This is a genomic window from Chitinophaga vietnamensis, from assembly GCF_902167635.1.
In the GTDB taxonomy this organism is placed as follows: domain Bacteria; phylum Bacteroidota; class Bacteroidia; order Chitinophagales; family Chitinophagaceae; genus Chitinophaga; species Chitinophaga vietnamensis.
On record NZ_CABHMS010000008.1, the window covers coordinates 32010 to 45535 of the forward strand.

A 13526-nucleotide genomic window follows, 5' to 3' on the forward strand; every position below is an offset into this window, starting at 1 on the left:
TATGAACAGATTATTCCTGGTAACCGCGGGCTTATTGTTACTGGCTGCTGCCTGCAAGCCGCCTAAAATGGACGCTTACGAGAAGAACCTGGAAATACCGGGTCATGACTGGTCCTATGACTACAAACCTACCTTTGAAGTAAAGTTACAGCCGGAAGATACTGCCTGGCTCTATAACATCTATGTGAATGTGCGGCATACCGCCGCTTATCCATACAGTAACGTATGGCTGCTGATCGGCACCAGCTATCCCGGTGATAGCATCCCCAAGGAACAGCGCGTAGAGCTGCCCCTCGCCGATGCTACCGGCAAATGGGGCACAAAATCAAACCTGGATGATATCTACGAACATCGTATACCCATCCAGCAGCGGGCCATCTTCAATCAGCCAGGTACTTACAAGTTCACCTTTGAACAAAACATGCGGCAAAATCCGCTCCCCTATGTGATGAGTGTTGGCTTGCGGATTGAGAAAGCCGGCAAACGGCCATAATGAAAAAGATTTTCAATAAAATGCAGGAAGGAAAATCCGTTTCCTTCATCTATTTCCTGGTACTGGCCTACACCATCGCCGCATTGGTATGGTGGGGCATCCTGCTGTTCCGGCAAAGTGAACAGATCTCCACTTTCGAAAAACAAAACCTCTCCCTGCGCATCGACAGCCTCGCACAGCCGGTAGCGCACCAGCTGGAGTTGCAACGCATCAACAAGGAAGAGCATATGCGCTCTTTTAAATACATCGGCGAAGGCACCACCTTCCTCGGCATCATCCTCATCGGCGCGCTGTTCGTATACCGCGCCGTCTGGAAATATATGAAACTCAGCCGCCAGCAACAGAACTTCATGATGGCGGTGACCCATGAGCTCAAATCCCCGATCGCCGCCGCTAAACTCAATCTTGAAACCATCCGCAAACACAAGCTGGAAGAGGAGAAGCAACTGCGGCTCATCGATAATACCATTCGTGAAACCAACCGCCTTGATCAGCTCTGCAACAACATCCTGCTCGCTGCACAGCTGGAAACCCACCGCTATCAGCTCTTCAAAGAACCGCTCAACGTTTCCCAACTGCTGGAAGCAGGGATCAAAGAGCTGGGCGGACGAATTGGCACTCATGACATTCAGGCAAGCATTTTGCCACACGTGTGGATGGAAGGCGACAAGCTGATGCTACACATCGTACTCAGTAACCTGGTCGAGAATGCCGCCAAATATGCACCACGCAACACGGCTATCAAAGTGAAACTCTTCGAAGCCGGCAAACAACTGAAGTTGCAGGTACTAGACGAAGGACCCGGTATCCCCGAAGAAGAACGCGAAAAGATCTTCCTGAAATTTTACCGGGTAGGGAACGAAAACACCCGAAAAGCCAAAGGCTCCGGGTTGGGCCTGTTCCTCACCGCCAAGATCGTTGAACAACACAATGGGCATATTGAAGTACGCAATAATGAACCCGCCGGCGCCTGCTTTGAAATAACATGGACGGAATATTCCGTACAAACTGCGTAAATTAGATGTGGGATTAAATGACAATTTGACCCCCACCTGACTCAAATCAAACAATAACTTATGATGAAGGAAGCGACCAAGGCATCAATACTACTGGCGGAAGATGAAGAGAATCTCCAGGAGGCACTGAAGCTGAACCTGGAGCTGGAGGGCTATGAAGTAACTGCCGTCGACAACGGCACCGCTGCTCTTAAAGCAGTGAAAAATGAATATTTCGACCTGATCATACTGGACATCATGCTCCCCGAAATGGATGGTATCGCCGTTTGCGAAAATATCCGTATTCAGAACAATGAAGTACCCATCCTCTTTCTCAGCGCCAAAAACAGTAGCGCCGACCGCGTACTCGGCCTCAAGAAAGGCGGCGACGACTACATGACCAAACCTTTTAACCTGGAAGAACTCCTCCTGCGCGTGGAGAAACTGATCGTAAAAAATAAAAAGATCCAGGATAAAGACAGCGTACCCAACGTGTACCGCTTCGGTAATAACACCATCGACTTCGCCGCACAGGAATGTGTGGGCAAAGATGGCAAACACTATGAGCTCAGTAAGAAAGAAGCCATGCTCCTCAAATTGCTGATCGAAAACAAAGGCGAAGTAGTGACAAGAGAAAAAATATTGCAGGTAGTTTGGGGCTACAACGTCTACCCTACTACCCGCACCATCGATAACTTTATCCTCAACTTCCGCAAATATTTTGAGGAAGACAGCCGCAACTCAAAATACTTCCACTCTGTAAGAGGCGTTGGCTATAAATTCACGGAAGTATAAATCACAACAGCGGACGACAGCCCACCTGTCTTCCGCTGTTGCTTGTTTGCCAGTTTTCCGTCCATTCTCACCGCTTTCCTGTAAATTTCTGCCTCGTAAGAAATGCCACTTTCCATTGGCTCACATTTAGCCGATATTTAAATAATCAATTTGGGAGAGAGGGATCCTCTTGTAAACCTTATATGTGGCACATCGTTACAATGAAATAGTTTTTGCTGCGGATTGGCCGTACTGGCTGTTTTTCTTGTTTAGCCTCATTACCATCTTCGTTTTTTTCTTCATACGGGAAAGAAAGATCAGGAGCGCTTCGAAGAAAGAAATAACCATGCACCATACGTTGACTAACCTGGAGCTGCACGCTTTCCAGGCACAGATGGACCCGCATTTTATTTTTAACAGCCTCAATGCCATTCACCATTATATCCTTACTACCAGTACGGATATGGCCTCGCTATATCTCACCCGCTTCTCCCGCCTGATGCGGCTGATGATCGGCAGCTTTAACAAGGAATGGGTTTCCCTGCACGATGATCTCGAAGCGCTTGAACTCTATTTACAGCTGGAGCAACTACGCTTCGATCAACAATTCTCCTATCAACTTTGCATCGCACCGGAAGTGCATACAGCACATACCCTCGTGCCGCCACTGATCATCCAGCCTTATGTACAATACGCGATCTGGCACCGCCTCCTCACCCGCCCCCAGAAGCAGGGCGGCCACCTGTTGATACAGGTTGGTAAAGACAAGGATCGCTTGCTCATTCAACTGGAAGACAACGGCGTGCCAAGCGCCGAACTCCTCGACGATACCGGCGAACGCCAGGCCGCCGGCATAGATATCGCCTCCGAAAGATTGTACATGATGAGCGAAAAATATCACCTGCAAGCGCGGATCAGCGCACAGCAAGTAATCGACGAGCCAACAAAAGACAACAGGAACAGGCTCACCATCAGCATGCTGTATATGCCTTCCAGACAATCGATGGCAGGATAAGCCTTTTGGCCAGTAATGTTTTATTGCTTAATTTTTCGTTGTAATCGTACCAAGGTCTGAAACAATCTGTCACATGCGCGCCATTATCGTGGACGATGAGAAACATAGCAGGGACGTACTGCATATCATGTTGGAGAAACATTGTCCTGATGTAACGGTGCTGGCAGCCTGTAGTAACGGCGCCACAGCACTTGATGCTATCATAAAACACCACCCGCAGCTGGTATTCCTGGATGTTGAAATGCCAGGCCTCGATGGGTTCCAGATGCTGGAAGCCTGCACCGGAGGCGATTTTGCCGTGATCTTCATAACGGCCTATGATCACTATGCCATGCGGGCCATCCGCCATAGCGCGCTCGATTATCTCCTCAAACCTGTTGATATCAACGAACTCAAAGAAGCGGTAAACAAAGCCACAGCCGCCTTCGGGCAACGGCCGCGCAAAAAACTGGAAGACCTCATGCAGTTCCTTCAGCAACATGTGAAACAGGGCGAACGCCTTGCGCTGCCCACCGTTGACGGCCTGCGCATGCTGGTGGTGAAAGATATCCTCTATTGCGCATCCGATGGCGCGCAAACCCATATCTTCCTGCGTTCGCAAGAAAAGCCCGTGCTGGTATGCCGCACATTGAAAGATGTGGAAGAGTCGTTGACCGACAAAGGCTTCTTCCGGGTGCATCACAGCTACCTCGTGAACCTGTCGTTCATGGATAAATATATCAAAGGAGATGGTGGAGAGATCATCATGTGTGATGGCCAGAGCGTACCCGTGTCAAGACAGAAGAAACAGGACTTTCTTTTGCGTATAGAACGGCTCTGACGGCGGATTACAGCACTCTGATAAAAGAGCAGCTCACCCAGCCATTTTTACCATCCGGCATTTCTATCTTACAGAAATCCCTGGTCGCATCTACAATGTGCACCTTCATGCCTTCATGCAGTTCAAACATGTCTTTACTGTTATCATCCGGCGCGGCTTTCACCTTGATGTTGTTGTTCATCACAATACCTGCGTGATGGCTATTGACTGCCAGGTAAGTATCTATCGACATCGTCAGGTATAGCGCGAACAATATGCCCAGCACATAGTTACCCCAGCGCAGGTATTTGTTTTTCCACCCCGGAACATAGGCATTCAACAACACGCCGGCTATCAATAGCCAGAAGAAAATAATGGCGCCCGCTGCCCATCCGTTAGGACGGTGCAGGTGTTGCAGGCTAAGCCACCATCGCTGGAAAAATACCAGCGGCAGCTCGTCGGTGAAGCCATTTACTTTTTGATTGGCGATGGCGAGATTATGTTTGATTGCAGCATCTTCAGGAGAAAGTTGCAGCGCTTTTTCGTAATTGTAAATAGCATTACCATTTTTGCCGGCTTTGTACCAGGCATTGCCTGCATTGAGGTACAGCGCTTTTTCGTGATAGCCGGAGTCGATCAGGGCCTGATAAATTTGCGCGGCCTCGGTGAATTTGCTCTGGCGGTACAGATTATTGGCTTCGTCAAAACGTTGTTGCTGGGCAGCTATCTTGCTGCTGCTAAACAACAGCGCCAGCATGCCTGCGGCCATCAAAAGGGATTTGAGATTTCTTTGGTTCAACATTCCGCGTTCGTTAAATAATTAGTTCTTCAGTGCATTTTCCAGGTTGGTGATGATGCTCACCGCCTGCTGGTAAGTGCCTTGCATTTTGTGGTTGTCGTGCGATGGCGCATACAGCGCGGTTTCACAATTCTCGATCAGTGAGAACAACTCGGTGGTGTTGCTGCCATTGATGTGGTGGGTGGCGAGTTTATCCTGCACCAGCTGTTTGCTGAGATCTGCGAATGGTATTTTCAGTTTATGACTGAGATATCCCCACACGGCGCGGGAAGTTTCTTCGTAGAATGATTTGTCTTTTCCTTCTTTCAAATAGCGGGCGGCCAGTTCCAGGCGCTTTAAGGCTACCTTGTTGGCGTAGCGGTGCTTCAGCAACGAAGCATTGGTGGTGTTGTAATCTTTCCTGCGCTTGTACAGGATAACTGCTGCCGCTGCCAGCAATGGCAATGCCAGCAACAGGTAGAACCAGGGGCTGAGAATGAACCACAGATGTTTCCTTGCCCATGGCAGCGGGCCTGTTTCGATGTTCACCAGTTCATTTTTGCCAACGCTGAAATCTTGTTTCTCCTGGCGGGTGCGTTTACCCTGATCAATGTGGATCACAAAAGGCGCTGAGCGCAGTGTTTTGTAGGCATTGGCGCCGGGATCGAAGTAGGAGAACTCCACCGGTGCAATGGTATGATCGCCTGCTTCCATAGGCATCAGCACATATTCAAATGTGCGGCTGCCGGAAAGCGGGTTGCTGTTTTTCTCAATATTATCAGTCACTTTCGGGTCGTATTTTTCGAACCCGGAAGGGACATCTACTTTAGGCGAGTTGAGCAGGTTCACATTGCCTTGCCCGCTGATAGTGACTTTCAGCGTGAGTGCCTGATCGGTGTTAAGGTTGGTTTTATCAACGGTGGCCGTCATGCTGAATTTACCAACGGCGCCATTATAGCTGGTGGGCCGGCCATCCAGCGGCAGCGGCTTCACGGTTACTTTTACGGGATTGCTCTGAGTTTTATAAGGCACATCCTGGTATTCTACTTCAGGACGATTGAAAAAATCATCGAAGAAAGGGTCTTTGAAGGCAGGATCGTTGAAGAAGTCTTCAAACGGATCTTTACTGCGGCCATTGCCACCACCACGTTTGCCGTTGTTCACAAGTTTTACCAGGCGCACCTGGTTGTCTACCTCTACGGGATCGAGTTCCAGCTCGCCGGATTGCAGCGGGAACAACAACGTTTTGCGGATGGTAAATACTTTGTAGCGCACGCCATTGATATATTCCTCACCGGCCTGCGGCGGGTTGGGCAGCTCGATATCCTTTGCTGAAAAGCCTTTGAAGGCAGGCACTTTGGTAACGTTGGAATTAGTGGGCAGGCGTGTAAAGAGTTTATACGTTGCCGTTAGTTGGTCGCCTTCGTAGAGATTGGTTTTATCTACCTCTACTTTTACAAAAATATTCTTGCGAAGTTTCTCGTTAATATCTTCTCCTTTTTTGAGCACGCCTTCAAGATCATCGCTGCCCTGGGAGCCGCGGTGCTGCGGGAATGCAGGCGATGGCGCCACCTGTTGCTGCTGCGCCTGGCTGCTGCCTTTCCTGACTTCTATGAGCACCGGATTGGATTTTACCACATTGCCATTTACCCTTGCCTGCGCACCGGGAATGGTGAAGCTACCTACATGTTTGGGTTGCAATACATAACTCACCGCAATATATTCCGAGCGCCGGCCATTGAAGATAGAAGTACCCTGCATCTGGGAAGGCCCTTGCATGACCTCGAAATCCTTGAAATTTGGCGGATTGAAGCTGCTGATGTTTACGCCATTCTCCAGCATGAACTGTATCTGAAAAGGTTCATCCTGCGCCACGGTATTACTGCTTACGGTGGTGGTAAAACGAAATTCCTGCGCGTATGCGCAGGCAACGAGTCCTACCAGCAACAATAAGGAGAGAATACACTTTCTCATACAAAATCTGAGCATCATAATTATGTCAACAAATTTAACCAAAGCCGCTCCGGAAGCGGCGTTCAGGGCCGTTAAAAGTTAGTTAAAAAATTATGAATATATGTGGGCTTATATATCGCCTAATACAGGCCTGAGCAGGATTTCCTCTACTACTGTTTGTGGCGCAAGACTGTAGGCAGACCATATCACACTGGCGATATCTTCAGGCGGCATCATCCTGTCGGGCGGCGCATCAAAGCCATCCCACGATGCAGTAAGTGTTGGCCCCGGACTTACACCGGATACACGGATATTATGCGGCATCAGCTCCTGGCGCAGGTTACGGCTGAAGCCCAGCAAGGCATGCTTGGTGATACTGTAAGAGCCTCCATTGTGATACGCTCTGTGGCTGGCGGTGGAACAAAGATTGAAGATATATCCGCTGCGACGCGCTATCATGGCGGGCAACAGGGCCCTGGTAAGATAATAGGCGCTGTAAACATTCACCGCCATCAACTTTTCAAGCAGGCCATCGGCCTCTTCATGGATAGCGCCCGGCGTGAAAATGCCGGCATTGTTCACCAGTATATCCACCGCCGGAAATATTTTATTCAGCTGAGCTGCGAAATCCAGCACGTGTGATTTATCGCCCATATCCACCTGCATGGCGTACACCTTCACCGCAGGGTTCTCCGCCTGTATGGCTACCCTGGCGGATTCCAGCGCTTCGGCATGGCGCGCGCATATCGCTACATGACAGCCCTCCTTTGCCAGCCGCATCGCCACCGCCTTACCGATGCCCTTGCTGGCACCTGTGATCACTGCATTCATATTTTTCGTTGATTAAAACGGTAAAATAATGAATTTAATGTAACGCACAACACCCGCCGCCGCCATCCATCTGGCCGGTATTTCGTACCTTTGCGCATCATGAAATACAAACATCTTTTCTTTGACCTGGATCACACCCTCTGGGACTTTGAAACAAATGAACAGGAAACACTACTGGAGCTATATCATCACCATGCCCTGGAGAGCCGCGGAGTACCTACATTTCAGGCGTTCTCCACCGCTTATGTAGGTCACAACGAACGTTTATGGGAACGCTTCCGTAAAGGACTCATCACCCGCAATGACCTGCGCTACAAACGCTTCCGCCATACCCTGCTGGATTTCAAGATCGGCGACGAAGCCCTGAATGTGGCCCTGGCCGACCAATTCCTGGATATATTGCCTACCAAAACAGCGCTGTTCCCTGAAACAAAGGAATCGCTGGACTACCTGGCCGCGAAAAATTATCCTATGCACATGATCACTAACGGTTTCGAAGCTACGCAGTTGCTGAAAATGAAAAACGCCGGTATTGATCATTATTTCACGCATATCATCACTTCCGAGATGGCGGGCAGCCTTAAGCCTTATCGCGAAATATTTGATTACGCCATCGCCAAAGCCGCTACCACAGCGGAAGATAGCGTTATGATCGGAGATGCGATGGAGCTGGATATCAAAGGCGCGCACGCCGTAGGGATGGATCAGATCTATTTCAACCCGGCGAAGCCGCCGGTGGATTTTACGCCGACCTACACGATCGGCCATCTGAAAGAATTGAGAGAAATTCTTTAACATAAAAAAAGATCGCCCTCACCGTAAGTGAGGGCGATCTTTTTTAAGAAGATATTATTGCGCTTTCTTCGCGGCTGCGGCCACTCTCAGGTTGGCTGTTTTCGACGGCTGCTGGCAGCAGCTCTTGCCTTTCTGTTTGCAGTTGGCGCTGCAGTTAGCCTGCTTTTCGGTTTTCGCTTTCTTGTCGGATTTATCGGCAGCATTGCCTTTGCTGTCCTGTGCCGAAACGGTGGCTGCTGTGAATAACAATGCAGCAGCAAGAGAGAGAACGCTTTTCATACAATATTTTTTGTGATTAGATTTTTGCGATCACGGTTTGTGCACCTTTCACCACCTGTTCCAGCTTCACAGTTACTTCTGTGCCCAGCGGCAGGTAAAGGTCTACACGGGAGCCGAATTTGATGAAGCCCATCTCATCGTTCTGGTTTACCTGCATGCCCGGTTTCAGGTAGTTCACGATCCTGCGTGCCAGCGCGCCTGCGATCTGGCGAACGAGGATATCGCCTTTGTCATTGCCGATCACAACGGAGTGCCTTTCGTTTTCGGTAGATGACTTCGGATGCCAGGCCACCAGGTACTTACCGGCATGGTATTGTGAAAGCTTCACTTCCCCGCTGATGGGGTTCCTGTTCACATGCACATTGGCAGGACTCATGAAGATGGACACCTGCAGGCGTTTATCTTTAAAATACTCTGGTTCAAATACTTCTTCGATCACCACTACTTTACCATCGCAGGGAGAGATCACGAGCTCCTCTCCTGTAGTGGCTTGTCTTGCCGGCACCCGGAAGAAAGATACGATAAACAGGAAAAAGATCACGGATACGATCAGCAGGCCCCAGTGGAGGGCGGGCATATGGCCAAACCAGTAGAAAACGGCGCCGTTGATGACCGCCAGGACAAGGAATACAAGAGAAATGGTAGCAAATCCTTCACGATGGATCTTCATTGTTTTGTTTATTAGTTATCTGTTTATTGGTTTAATCGCAGTGCGAAGTTACTTCAATTCAAAAATTTCAGCATGTGAATTTCTGTCAGCCCATCATCAAGCAATGAACATACAGCCAGGCGAAGGGGGCGGCCAGCAGCATGGAGTCGAAGCGGTCAAGGAAGCCGCCATGGCCGGGCATGATATTGCCGGAGTCCTTGACGCCGGCCATCCTTTTGAGTTTAGACTCTATCAGGTCGCCTACGGTGCCGAAAATGGCGGCAATGCCAGCCAATGCCAGCCAGTGTTGCAGTGTCAGGTAGCCGCCCCAGAAATGGCCATAAACGCCGGCAGCGGCTACAGCCAGTATCATCCCGCCCAAAGTACCCTCGATGGTTTTCTTGGGAGAGATGGCCGGTGCAAAGGGCGTACGCCCGATGAGCGAGCCCACAATATAGGCCATGGTATCATTGATCCAGATGAAGATGATGAGCAGCAGGGGGATCAGCCATCCCGGTGCGGTGCCTACATCCGCAGCCGTGTAATGGATATCGGCGGCATTGAGCCGGATATTCACCAGCAGGCTGAAAGGAACCGTTACGTATAGCAGGCCCATGGCGGAATAGCCGATATTCTTCAGCGAGAAGTTTTTGCTGAACAGGATCTCGCCGAGGGGGAGCACCATCAGGAAAATCACGGCCAGCCACCATCCGAGGATGCCCGCAGAGATACCGTTCAGCACGAAGTAGCTGCCGGTGAAGGCGGTCATTACGGCGCAACTGGCCACCAGCACGCCATTGCGGTGCCAGCTGCTGGCAGTGTTATAGTCGGTGTCTATCAGCCGGACAAGTTTGAAATATTCCCGCAGGGCGAAAAAATTCACCAGGAAGAACAACAGGAAAAACGTAAAAGGACTCCACAGGATTCCGCCCAGCATCACTGCCACAAAAACCAGCGCCGAAGCTGTGCGGGTGAAAAATGTCTTCATGTATGTACCGCTAATCGTTTAAACAAAATTGATGGCGCAAAAGTGTATAAAATAACCCGTAGGAGCAAATCACTCCTCGTTCAGCTCAAATGTGTCGCCCATGGGCGGGTTCTCGTGTTGAGCCACCAGCTCGCGGGCGGCTTCCGCCTGCGAGGGATGCACATACAGTTCCACCTGCTTCATCAGCGATACGCTGAAAGCGGACGACTGTTTGTTGATCAGCACTACATGGATGTCATGTTCCTGTAACATGCCTTTTACCACTTCTGCCTCGAAGGCGCGGTCGCTCGAAAATACTTTTACCCAATCCTTTTCCATATGCCTGTTTTTAAAAATGAATCATTTGATGTTTTCTTCCGGCCTGAGCACCATGCCGGGTTCGGCCTTCTGGGCCAGCCGGTAGAACAATATAACCCCAACGGCTACACTGAGCACCACATAGTACCATCCCGGGGTGCTCTCCTTATTAGGGTCGCTGTGCGTAAAGCCATGCTGGAAGAGGTATACGAGCACCACCTGCATGCCGTTGTTGACAAAGTGCGCCAGGATGCTCAGCCACAGGTTGCCGGTAACGAGATAGATAGCGCCAAGTGTGAAACCCAGTGCTATCCTGGGTATGAAGCCGAGGATCTCGCCATGGATGGCGCTGAAGATGATGGCGGTGAACAGTACGCTGAGCCATCTCATCCTCGTCATGTTGATCATAAGTCGTTGCAGTACGCCACGGAAACAGAGCTCTTCTGCGATGGCGGGCACCAGCCCGATGAGGATCAGGTTGAAGAACAGATCGGTCGCCGAAGGCATGCGCAGCATCGCTTTAGTGAGCATTTCGGCTTTTTCCTGGAGCAGGCGGGCCTCTTTAGGAACATGCCACGACTGGTTCCAATCGCCCAGCACAGCGGCTACGGCGAGCGTGCAGAAAAGCAGGAGCGTGGCCCTGATCGCCTGTGACAAGCCAGGGACGCGGCTCAAGCCACAGTATGCCAGTGGCTTCGGCTGCCATAGCCAGGCGAAAAGCAGCGGCGCCACTAAATAAACAACGATGCTATAAAAAAATTGTGTTATTTTCAGATAGCCGACAAGTTTAGGATTGCTTAGGTCGCCATCCTGAATGTCGTTGATGGTAAACCCGGTCAGAGAAGGCAATACAGTATTTAGCAACAGTAGATAGATCATCATGAACCCGATGAAAAAAAAGATGAAAACTACAAACTGTAATAAGGTGGGATACTTCCTGAGATAACCGGCCATAAAGATTTACTGTGTTTATTTTGCGTAAATTTACAGCGTGAAATTAAGCATTGCAGTAACAGTAACTGTCAGCTCTCCCGCTGCAATCATGAAATTTATATAAGTTAATAAAATAATAACTACCGCCAAACAGGCTACGGTTCTCAATTTATGGTGAAGATAGGAAATATTGAACTCGGCGAATTCCCCTTGCTGCTGGCACCCATGGAAGATGTGAGCGATCCTCCCTTCCGCGCAGTGTGTAAGGACAATGGCGCTGATCTGATGTACACCGAATTTATTTCTTCTGAAGGGCTTATCCGTGATGCTATCAAGAGCAGGCAAAAACTGGATATCTTCGATTACGAACGCCCGGTGGGCATACAGATATTTGGTGGAGATGAAGAACCGCTGGCCATGGCCGCACAGATCGTTGAAGCTACCAACCCCGATCTGCTGGATATCAACTTTGGCTGCCCCGTGAAAAAGGTGGCCTGCAAAGGCGCCGGCGCCGGCATCCTCAAAGATGTTCCCAAAATGGTAAAGCTCACCGCAGCAGTGGTAAAGGCCACCAGGTTGCCCGTTACCATCAAAACACGCCTCGGCTGGGACGATGACACCAAGAATATCGAGGAAGTAGCTGAAAGACTTCAGGACGTTGGCATCCAGGCGCTGACCATCCACGGCCGCACCCGTACCCAGATGTACAAAGGCAGCGCCGACTGGACCCTCATCGGAAAAGTAAAGAACAACCCGCGTATCAAGATCCCGATCTTTGGTAACGGTGACATATGTACGCCGGAACAAGCCATCGCCGCCAGAGCCAAATACGGCGTCGACGGCGTCATGATAGGACGCGCCGCCATCGGCTATCCCTGGATCTTCCGCGAGATCAAGCATTTTATGAAAACTGGCGAACATTTAGCTCCGCCAACTGTTTTGGAAAGAGTGGAAGTATGTAAAAAACATCTGCATAAGTCTGTAGCCTGGAAAGGCGACATCGTAGGAATCCTTGAAATGCGCCGCCACTACACAAATTATCTGAAAGGACTGCCACATATCAAAGAATTCAGACAACAATTAGTAACTTACAAGACCTTAGCAGAGATAGAAGAAGTATTAGACGCGATCGTAGTACAGTACAAGGATCATATTTTCGAGAGGACATCTTCCCCAATGGCCGAAACTGATTTTCTACCGGCCAATACTGAAATGGCCGGTTGTAACGTTTACGGATAAACGCTATCGCCCCCGAAAAACAAAACATATAAAAACTACTTTCACATGACCACAATTAAAAATCTGAAAAACGAAGTCTGGAAAGACTTACAGATTAAAAACAAATCTGCCCTGCGGAAGAAATACGCCGTGTCTAACATGGGGAGAGTGATCAGTTATCATGAAAGTACAGAAGATGGTAAGCTACTCACGGGTTCTACCGTGGAAGGCTATACGGTTTTGAACGTAAAGCCCGCCGATAGCTACCAGTCACTCTACCTGCACCGCGAAGTGGCCAAGCTCTTTGCCAAAAGACCAGGCCGCGCCCACAGGTATGTGATCCATCTCGATTACGATAAAAAGAACAATAAAGCATCCAACCTTCGCTGGGCTACCAAAGAAGAGATGGAAGAACATCAACAGAACAGCCCGGCCAAAAGAGCCTATAAAGAAAAGCAACGCAACCGCCTGAAAGGCCTGAAACTCAATGTGAGCAAGGTAAAGAACATCAAGCGGATACTCAATAAGCCCGGTAAAAAAACCATGAAACAGATCGCCGAACAGTTCGATATCAGCGAAATGCAGCTCTATCGCATCAAAAGCGGCGAAAACTGGGCACACGTAACAGCGGATTAATGCCTGGTTTGCCAGGAATGATCATAAATATGATGTTGTCTGACAAAGGCCATACGCAATGCTGTATGGCCTTTGTTATTTTGGAATTTATGG

General features: G+C 49.6%; 16 protein-coding genes. 8 read left to right on the forward strand and 8 right to left on the reverse strand.

Translation table 11 applies throughout. From position 1 onward, the window contains the following. The first annotated feature begins 1 nt into the window (after position 1). The 5 genes from FPG75_RS20445 (at position 2) to FPG75_RS20465 (ending at position 4097) form a co-directional block, all read left to right on the forward strand. The gene (locus FPG75_RS20445) at positions 2-493 is read left to right on the forward strand and encodes a gliding motility lipoprotein GldH (protein ID WP_161596866.1); all 492 of its coding nucleotides are present in this window, start codon (positions 2-4) and stop codon (positions 491-493) included. Next, complete coding sequence (locus tag FPG75_RS20450; RefSeq protein WP_143309388.1) at positions 493-1509, forward strand: sensor histidine kinase; 1017 nt, start codon at positions 493-495, stop codon at positions 1507-1509. Before FPG75_RS20445 ends, FPG75_RS20450 begins: the two co-directional genes overlap by 1 nt. A gap of 60 nt (positions 1510-1569) precedes the next feature. Continuing rightward, a complete protein-coding gene (locus FPG75_RS20455) occupies positions 1570-2283 on the forward strand; it encodes a response regulator transcription factor (RefSeq protein WP_236652852.1) in 714 nt (237 codons plus the stop codon). A 325-nt stretch (positions 2284-2608) separates the two neighbouring features. Then, a complete protein-coding gene (locus tag FPG75_RS20460; RefSeq protein ID WP_143309390.1) occupies positions 2609-3277 on the forward strand; it encodes a sensor histidine kinase in 669 nt (222 codons plus the stop codon). Positions 3278-3350: 73 nt separating this feature from the next. Beyond that, a complete protein-coding gene (locus FPG75_RS20465) occupies positions 3351-4097 on the forward strand; it encodes a LytR/AlgR family response regulator transcription factor (RefSeq protein WP_143309392.1) in 747 nt (248 codons plus the stop codon). Positions 4098-4104: 7 nt separating this feature from the next. Here the strand turns inward: FPG75_RS20465 and FPG75_RS20470 are convergent, their stop codons facing one another. The 3 genes from FPG75_RS20470 to FPG75_RS20480 all read right to left on the reverse strand — a co-directional run bounded on the left by FPG75_RS20470 (position 4105) and on the right by FPG75_RS20480 (position 7638). Next, positions 4105-4878: a tetratricopeptide repeat protein gene (locus FPG75_RS20470; RefSeq protein WP_143309395.1), complete on the reverse strand. Its 774-nt coding sequence runs from the start codon at positions 4876-4878 to the stop codon at positions 4105-4107. Positions 4879-4896: 18 nt separating this feature from the next. Continuing rightward, positions 4897-6828: a BatD family protein gene (locus FPG75_RS20475; protein WP_161596867.1), complete on the reverse strand. Its 1932-nt coding sequence runs from the start codon at positions 6826-6828 to the stop codon at positions 4897-4899. 108 nt (positions 6829-6936) lie between these two features. Then, positions 6937-7638: an SDR family oxidoreductase gene (locus FPG75_RS20480; RefSeq protein ID WP_143309399.1), complete on the reverse strand. Its 702-nt coding sequence runs from the start codon at positions 7636-7638 to the stop codon at positions 6937-6939. Between the two features lie 99 nt (positions 7639-7737). On the opposite strand from FPG75_RS20480, the gene FPG75_RS20485 reads away from it, so the two are divergent. After that, the gene (locus FPG75_RS20485) at positions 7738-8433 is read left to right on the forward strand and encodes a YjjG family noncanonical pyrimidine nucleotidase (protein ID WP_143309401.1); all 696 of its coding nucleotides are present in this window, start codon (positions 7738-7740) and stop codon (positions 8431-8433) included. 54 nt (positions 8434-8487) lie between these two features. Here the strand turns inward: FPG75_RS20485 and FPG75_RS20490 are convergent, their stop codons facing one another. The 5 genes from FPG75_RS20490 to FPG75_RS20510 form a co-directional block, all read right to left on the reverse strand. Further along, positions 8488-8712 carry a hypothetical protein gene (locus tag FPG75_RS20490; protein ID WP_143309403.1) on the reverse strand — a complete coding sequence of 75 codons (225 nt, stop codon included), beginning with the start codon at positions 8710-8712 and terminating at the stop codon, positions 8488-8490. 16 nt (positions 8713-8728) lie between these two features. Further along, complete coding sequence (locus FPG75_RS20495) at positions 8729-9382, reverse strand: phosphatidylserine decarboxylase family protein (RefSeq protein WP_143309405.1); 654 nt, start codon at positions 9380-9382, stop codon at positions 8729-8731. A gap of 85 nt (positions 9383-9467) precedes the next feature. Then, positions 9468-10349 carry a phosphatidate cytidylyltransferase gene (locus FPG75_RS20500; RefSeq protein ID WP_143309407.1) on the reverse strand — a complete coding sequence of 294 codons (882 nt, stop codon included), beginning with the start codon at positions 10347-10349 and terminating at the stop codon, positions 9468-9470. 69 nt (positions 10350-10418) lie between these two features. After that, positions 10419-10667 carry a putative signal transducing protein gene (locus FPG75_RS20505; RefSeq protein ID WP_143309409.1) on the reverse strand — a complete coding sequence of 83 codons (249 nt, stop codon included), beginning with the start codon at positions 10665-10667 and terminating at the stop codon, positions 10419-10421. Between the two features lie 21 nt (positions 10668-10688). Next, entirely contained in the window at positions 10689-11600 is a 912-nt protein-coding gene (locus tag FPG75_RS20510; RefSeq protein ID WP_143309411.1) for a CPBP family intramembrane glutamic endopeptidase, read from the reverse strand. Positions 11601-11750: 150 nt separating this feature from the next. On the opposite strand from FPG75_RS20510, the gene dusB reads away from it, so the two are divergent. Together dusB and FPG75_RS20520 are read left to right on the forward strand one after the other, a co-directional pair. Beyond that, positions 11751-12818, forward strand: coding sequence for a tRNA dihydrouridine synthase DusB (dusB, locus tag FPG75_RS20515; protein ID WP_143309413.1), 1068 nt, complete (start codon positions 11751-11753; stop codon positions 12816-12818). 45 nt (positions 12819-12863) lie between these two features. Next, entirely contained in the window at positions 12864-13433 is a 570-nt protein-coding gene (locus FPG75_RS20520) for an NUMOD4 domain-containing protein (protein ID WP_143309415.1), read from the forward strand. Positions 13434-13526 lie beyond the last annotated feature (93 nt).

Excerpts from the sequence above, each read along its gene's own strand:
- dusB (WP_143309413.1), top strand. The coding sequence starts at position 11,751 with ATGGTGAAGATAGGAAATATTGAACTCGGCGAATTCCCCTTGCTGCTG.
- FPG75_RS20505 (WP_143309409.1), bottom strand. The coding sequence starts at position 10,667 with ATGGAAAAGGATTGGGTAAAAGTATTTTCGAGCGACCGCGCCTTCGAG.
- FPG75_RS20510 (WP_143309411.1), bottom strand. The coding sequence starts at position 11,600 with ATGGCCGGTTATCTCAGGAAGTATCCCACCTTATTACAGTTTGTAGTT.
- FPG75_RS20495 (WP_143309405.1), bottom strand. The coding sequence starts at position 9,382 with ATGAAGATCCATCGTGAAGGATTTGCTACCATTTCTCTTGTATTCCTT.
- FPG75_RS20490 (WP_143309403.1), bottom strand. The coding sequence starts at position 8,712 with ATGAAAAGCGTTCTCTCTCTTGCTGCTGCATTGTTATTCACAGCAGCC.
- FPG75_RS20480 (WP_143309399.1), bottom strand. The coding sequence starts at position 7,638 with ATGAATGCAGTGATCACAGGTGCCAGCAAGGGCATCGGTAAGGCGGTG.
- FPG75_RS20465 (WP_143309392.1), top strand. The coding sequence starts at position 3,351 with ATGCGCGCCATTATCGTGGACGATGAGAAACATAGCAGGGACGTACTG.
- FPG75_RS20450 (WP_143309388.1), top strand. The coding sequence starts at position 493 with ATGAAAAAGATTTTCAATAAAATGCAGGAAGGAAAATCCGTTTCCTTC.
- FPG75_RS20520 (WP_143309415.1), top strand. The coding sequence starts at position 12,864 with ATGACCACAATTAAAAATCTGAAAAACGAAGTCTGGAAAGACTTACAG.
- FPG75_RS20485 (WP_143309401.1), top strand. The coding sequence starts at position 7,738 with ATGAAATACAAACATCTTTTCTTTGACCTGGATCACACCCTCTGGGAC.
- FPG75_RS20460 (WP_143309390.1), top strand. The coding sequence starts at position 2,609 with ATGCACCATACGTTGACTAACCTGGAGCTGCACGCTTTCCAGGCACAG.
- FPG75_RS20475 (WP_161596867.1), bottom strand. The coding sequence starts at position 6,828 with ATGAGAAAGTGTATTCTCTCCTTATTGTTGCTGGTAGGACTCGTTGCC.
- FPG75_RS20500 (WP_143309407.1), bottom strand. The coding sequence starts at position 10,349 with ATGAAGACATTTTTCACCCGCACAGCTTCGGCGCTGGTTTTTGTGGCA.
- FPG75_RS20445 (WP_161596866.1), top strand. The coding sequence starts at position 2 with ATGAACAGATTATTCCTGGTAACCGCGGGCTTATTGTTACTGGCTGCT.
- FPG75_RS20455 (WP_236652852.1), top strand. The coding sequence starts at position 1,570 with ATGATGAAGGAAGCGACCAAGGCATCAATACTACTGGCGGAAGATGAA.
- FPG75_RS20470 (WP_143309395.1), bottom strand. The coding sequence starts at position 4,878 with ATGTTGAACCAAAGAAATCTCAAATCCCTTTTGATGGCCGCAGGCATG.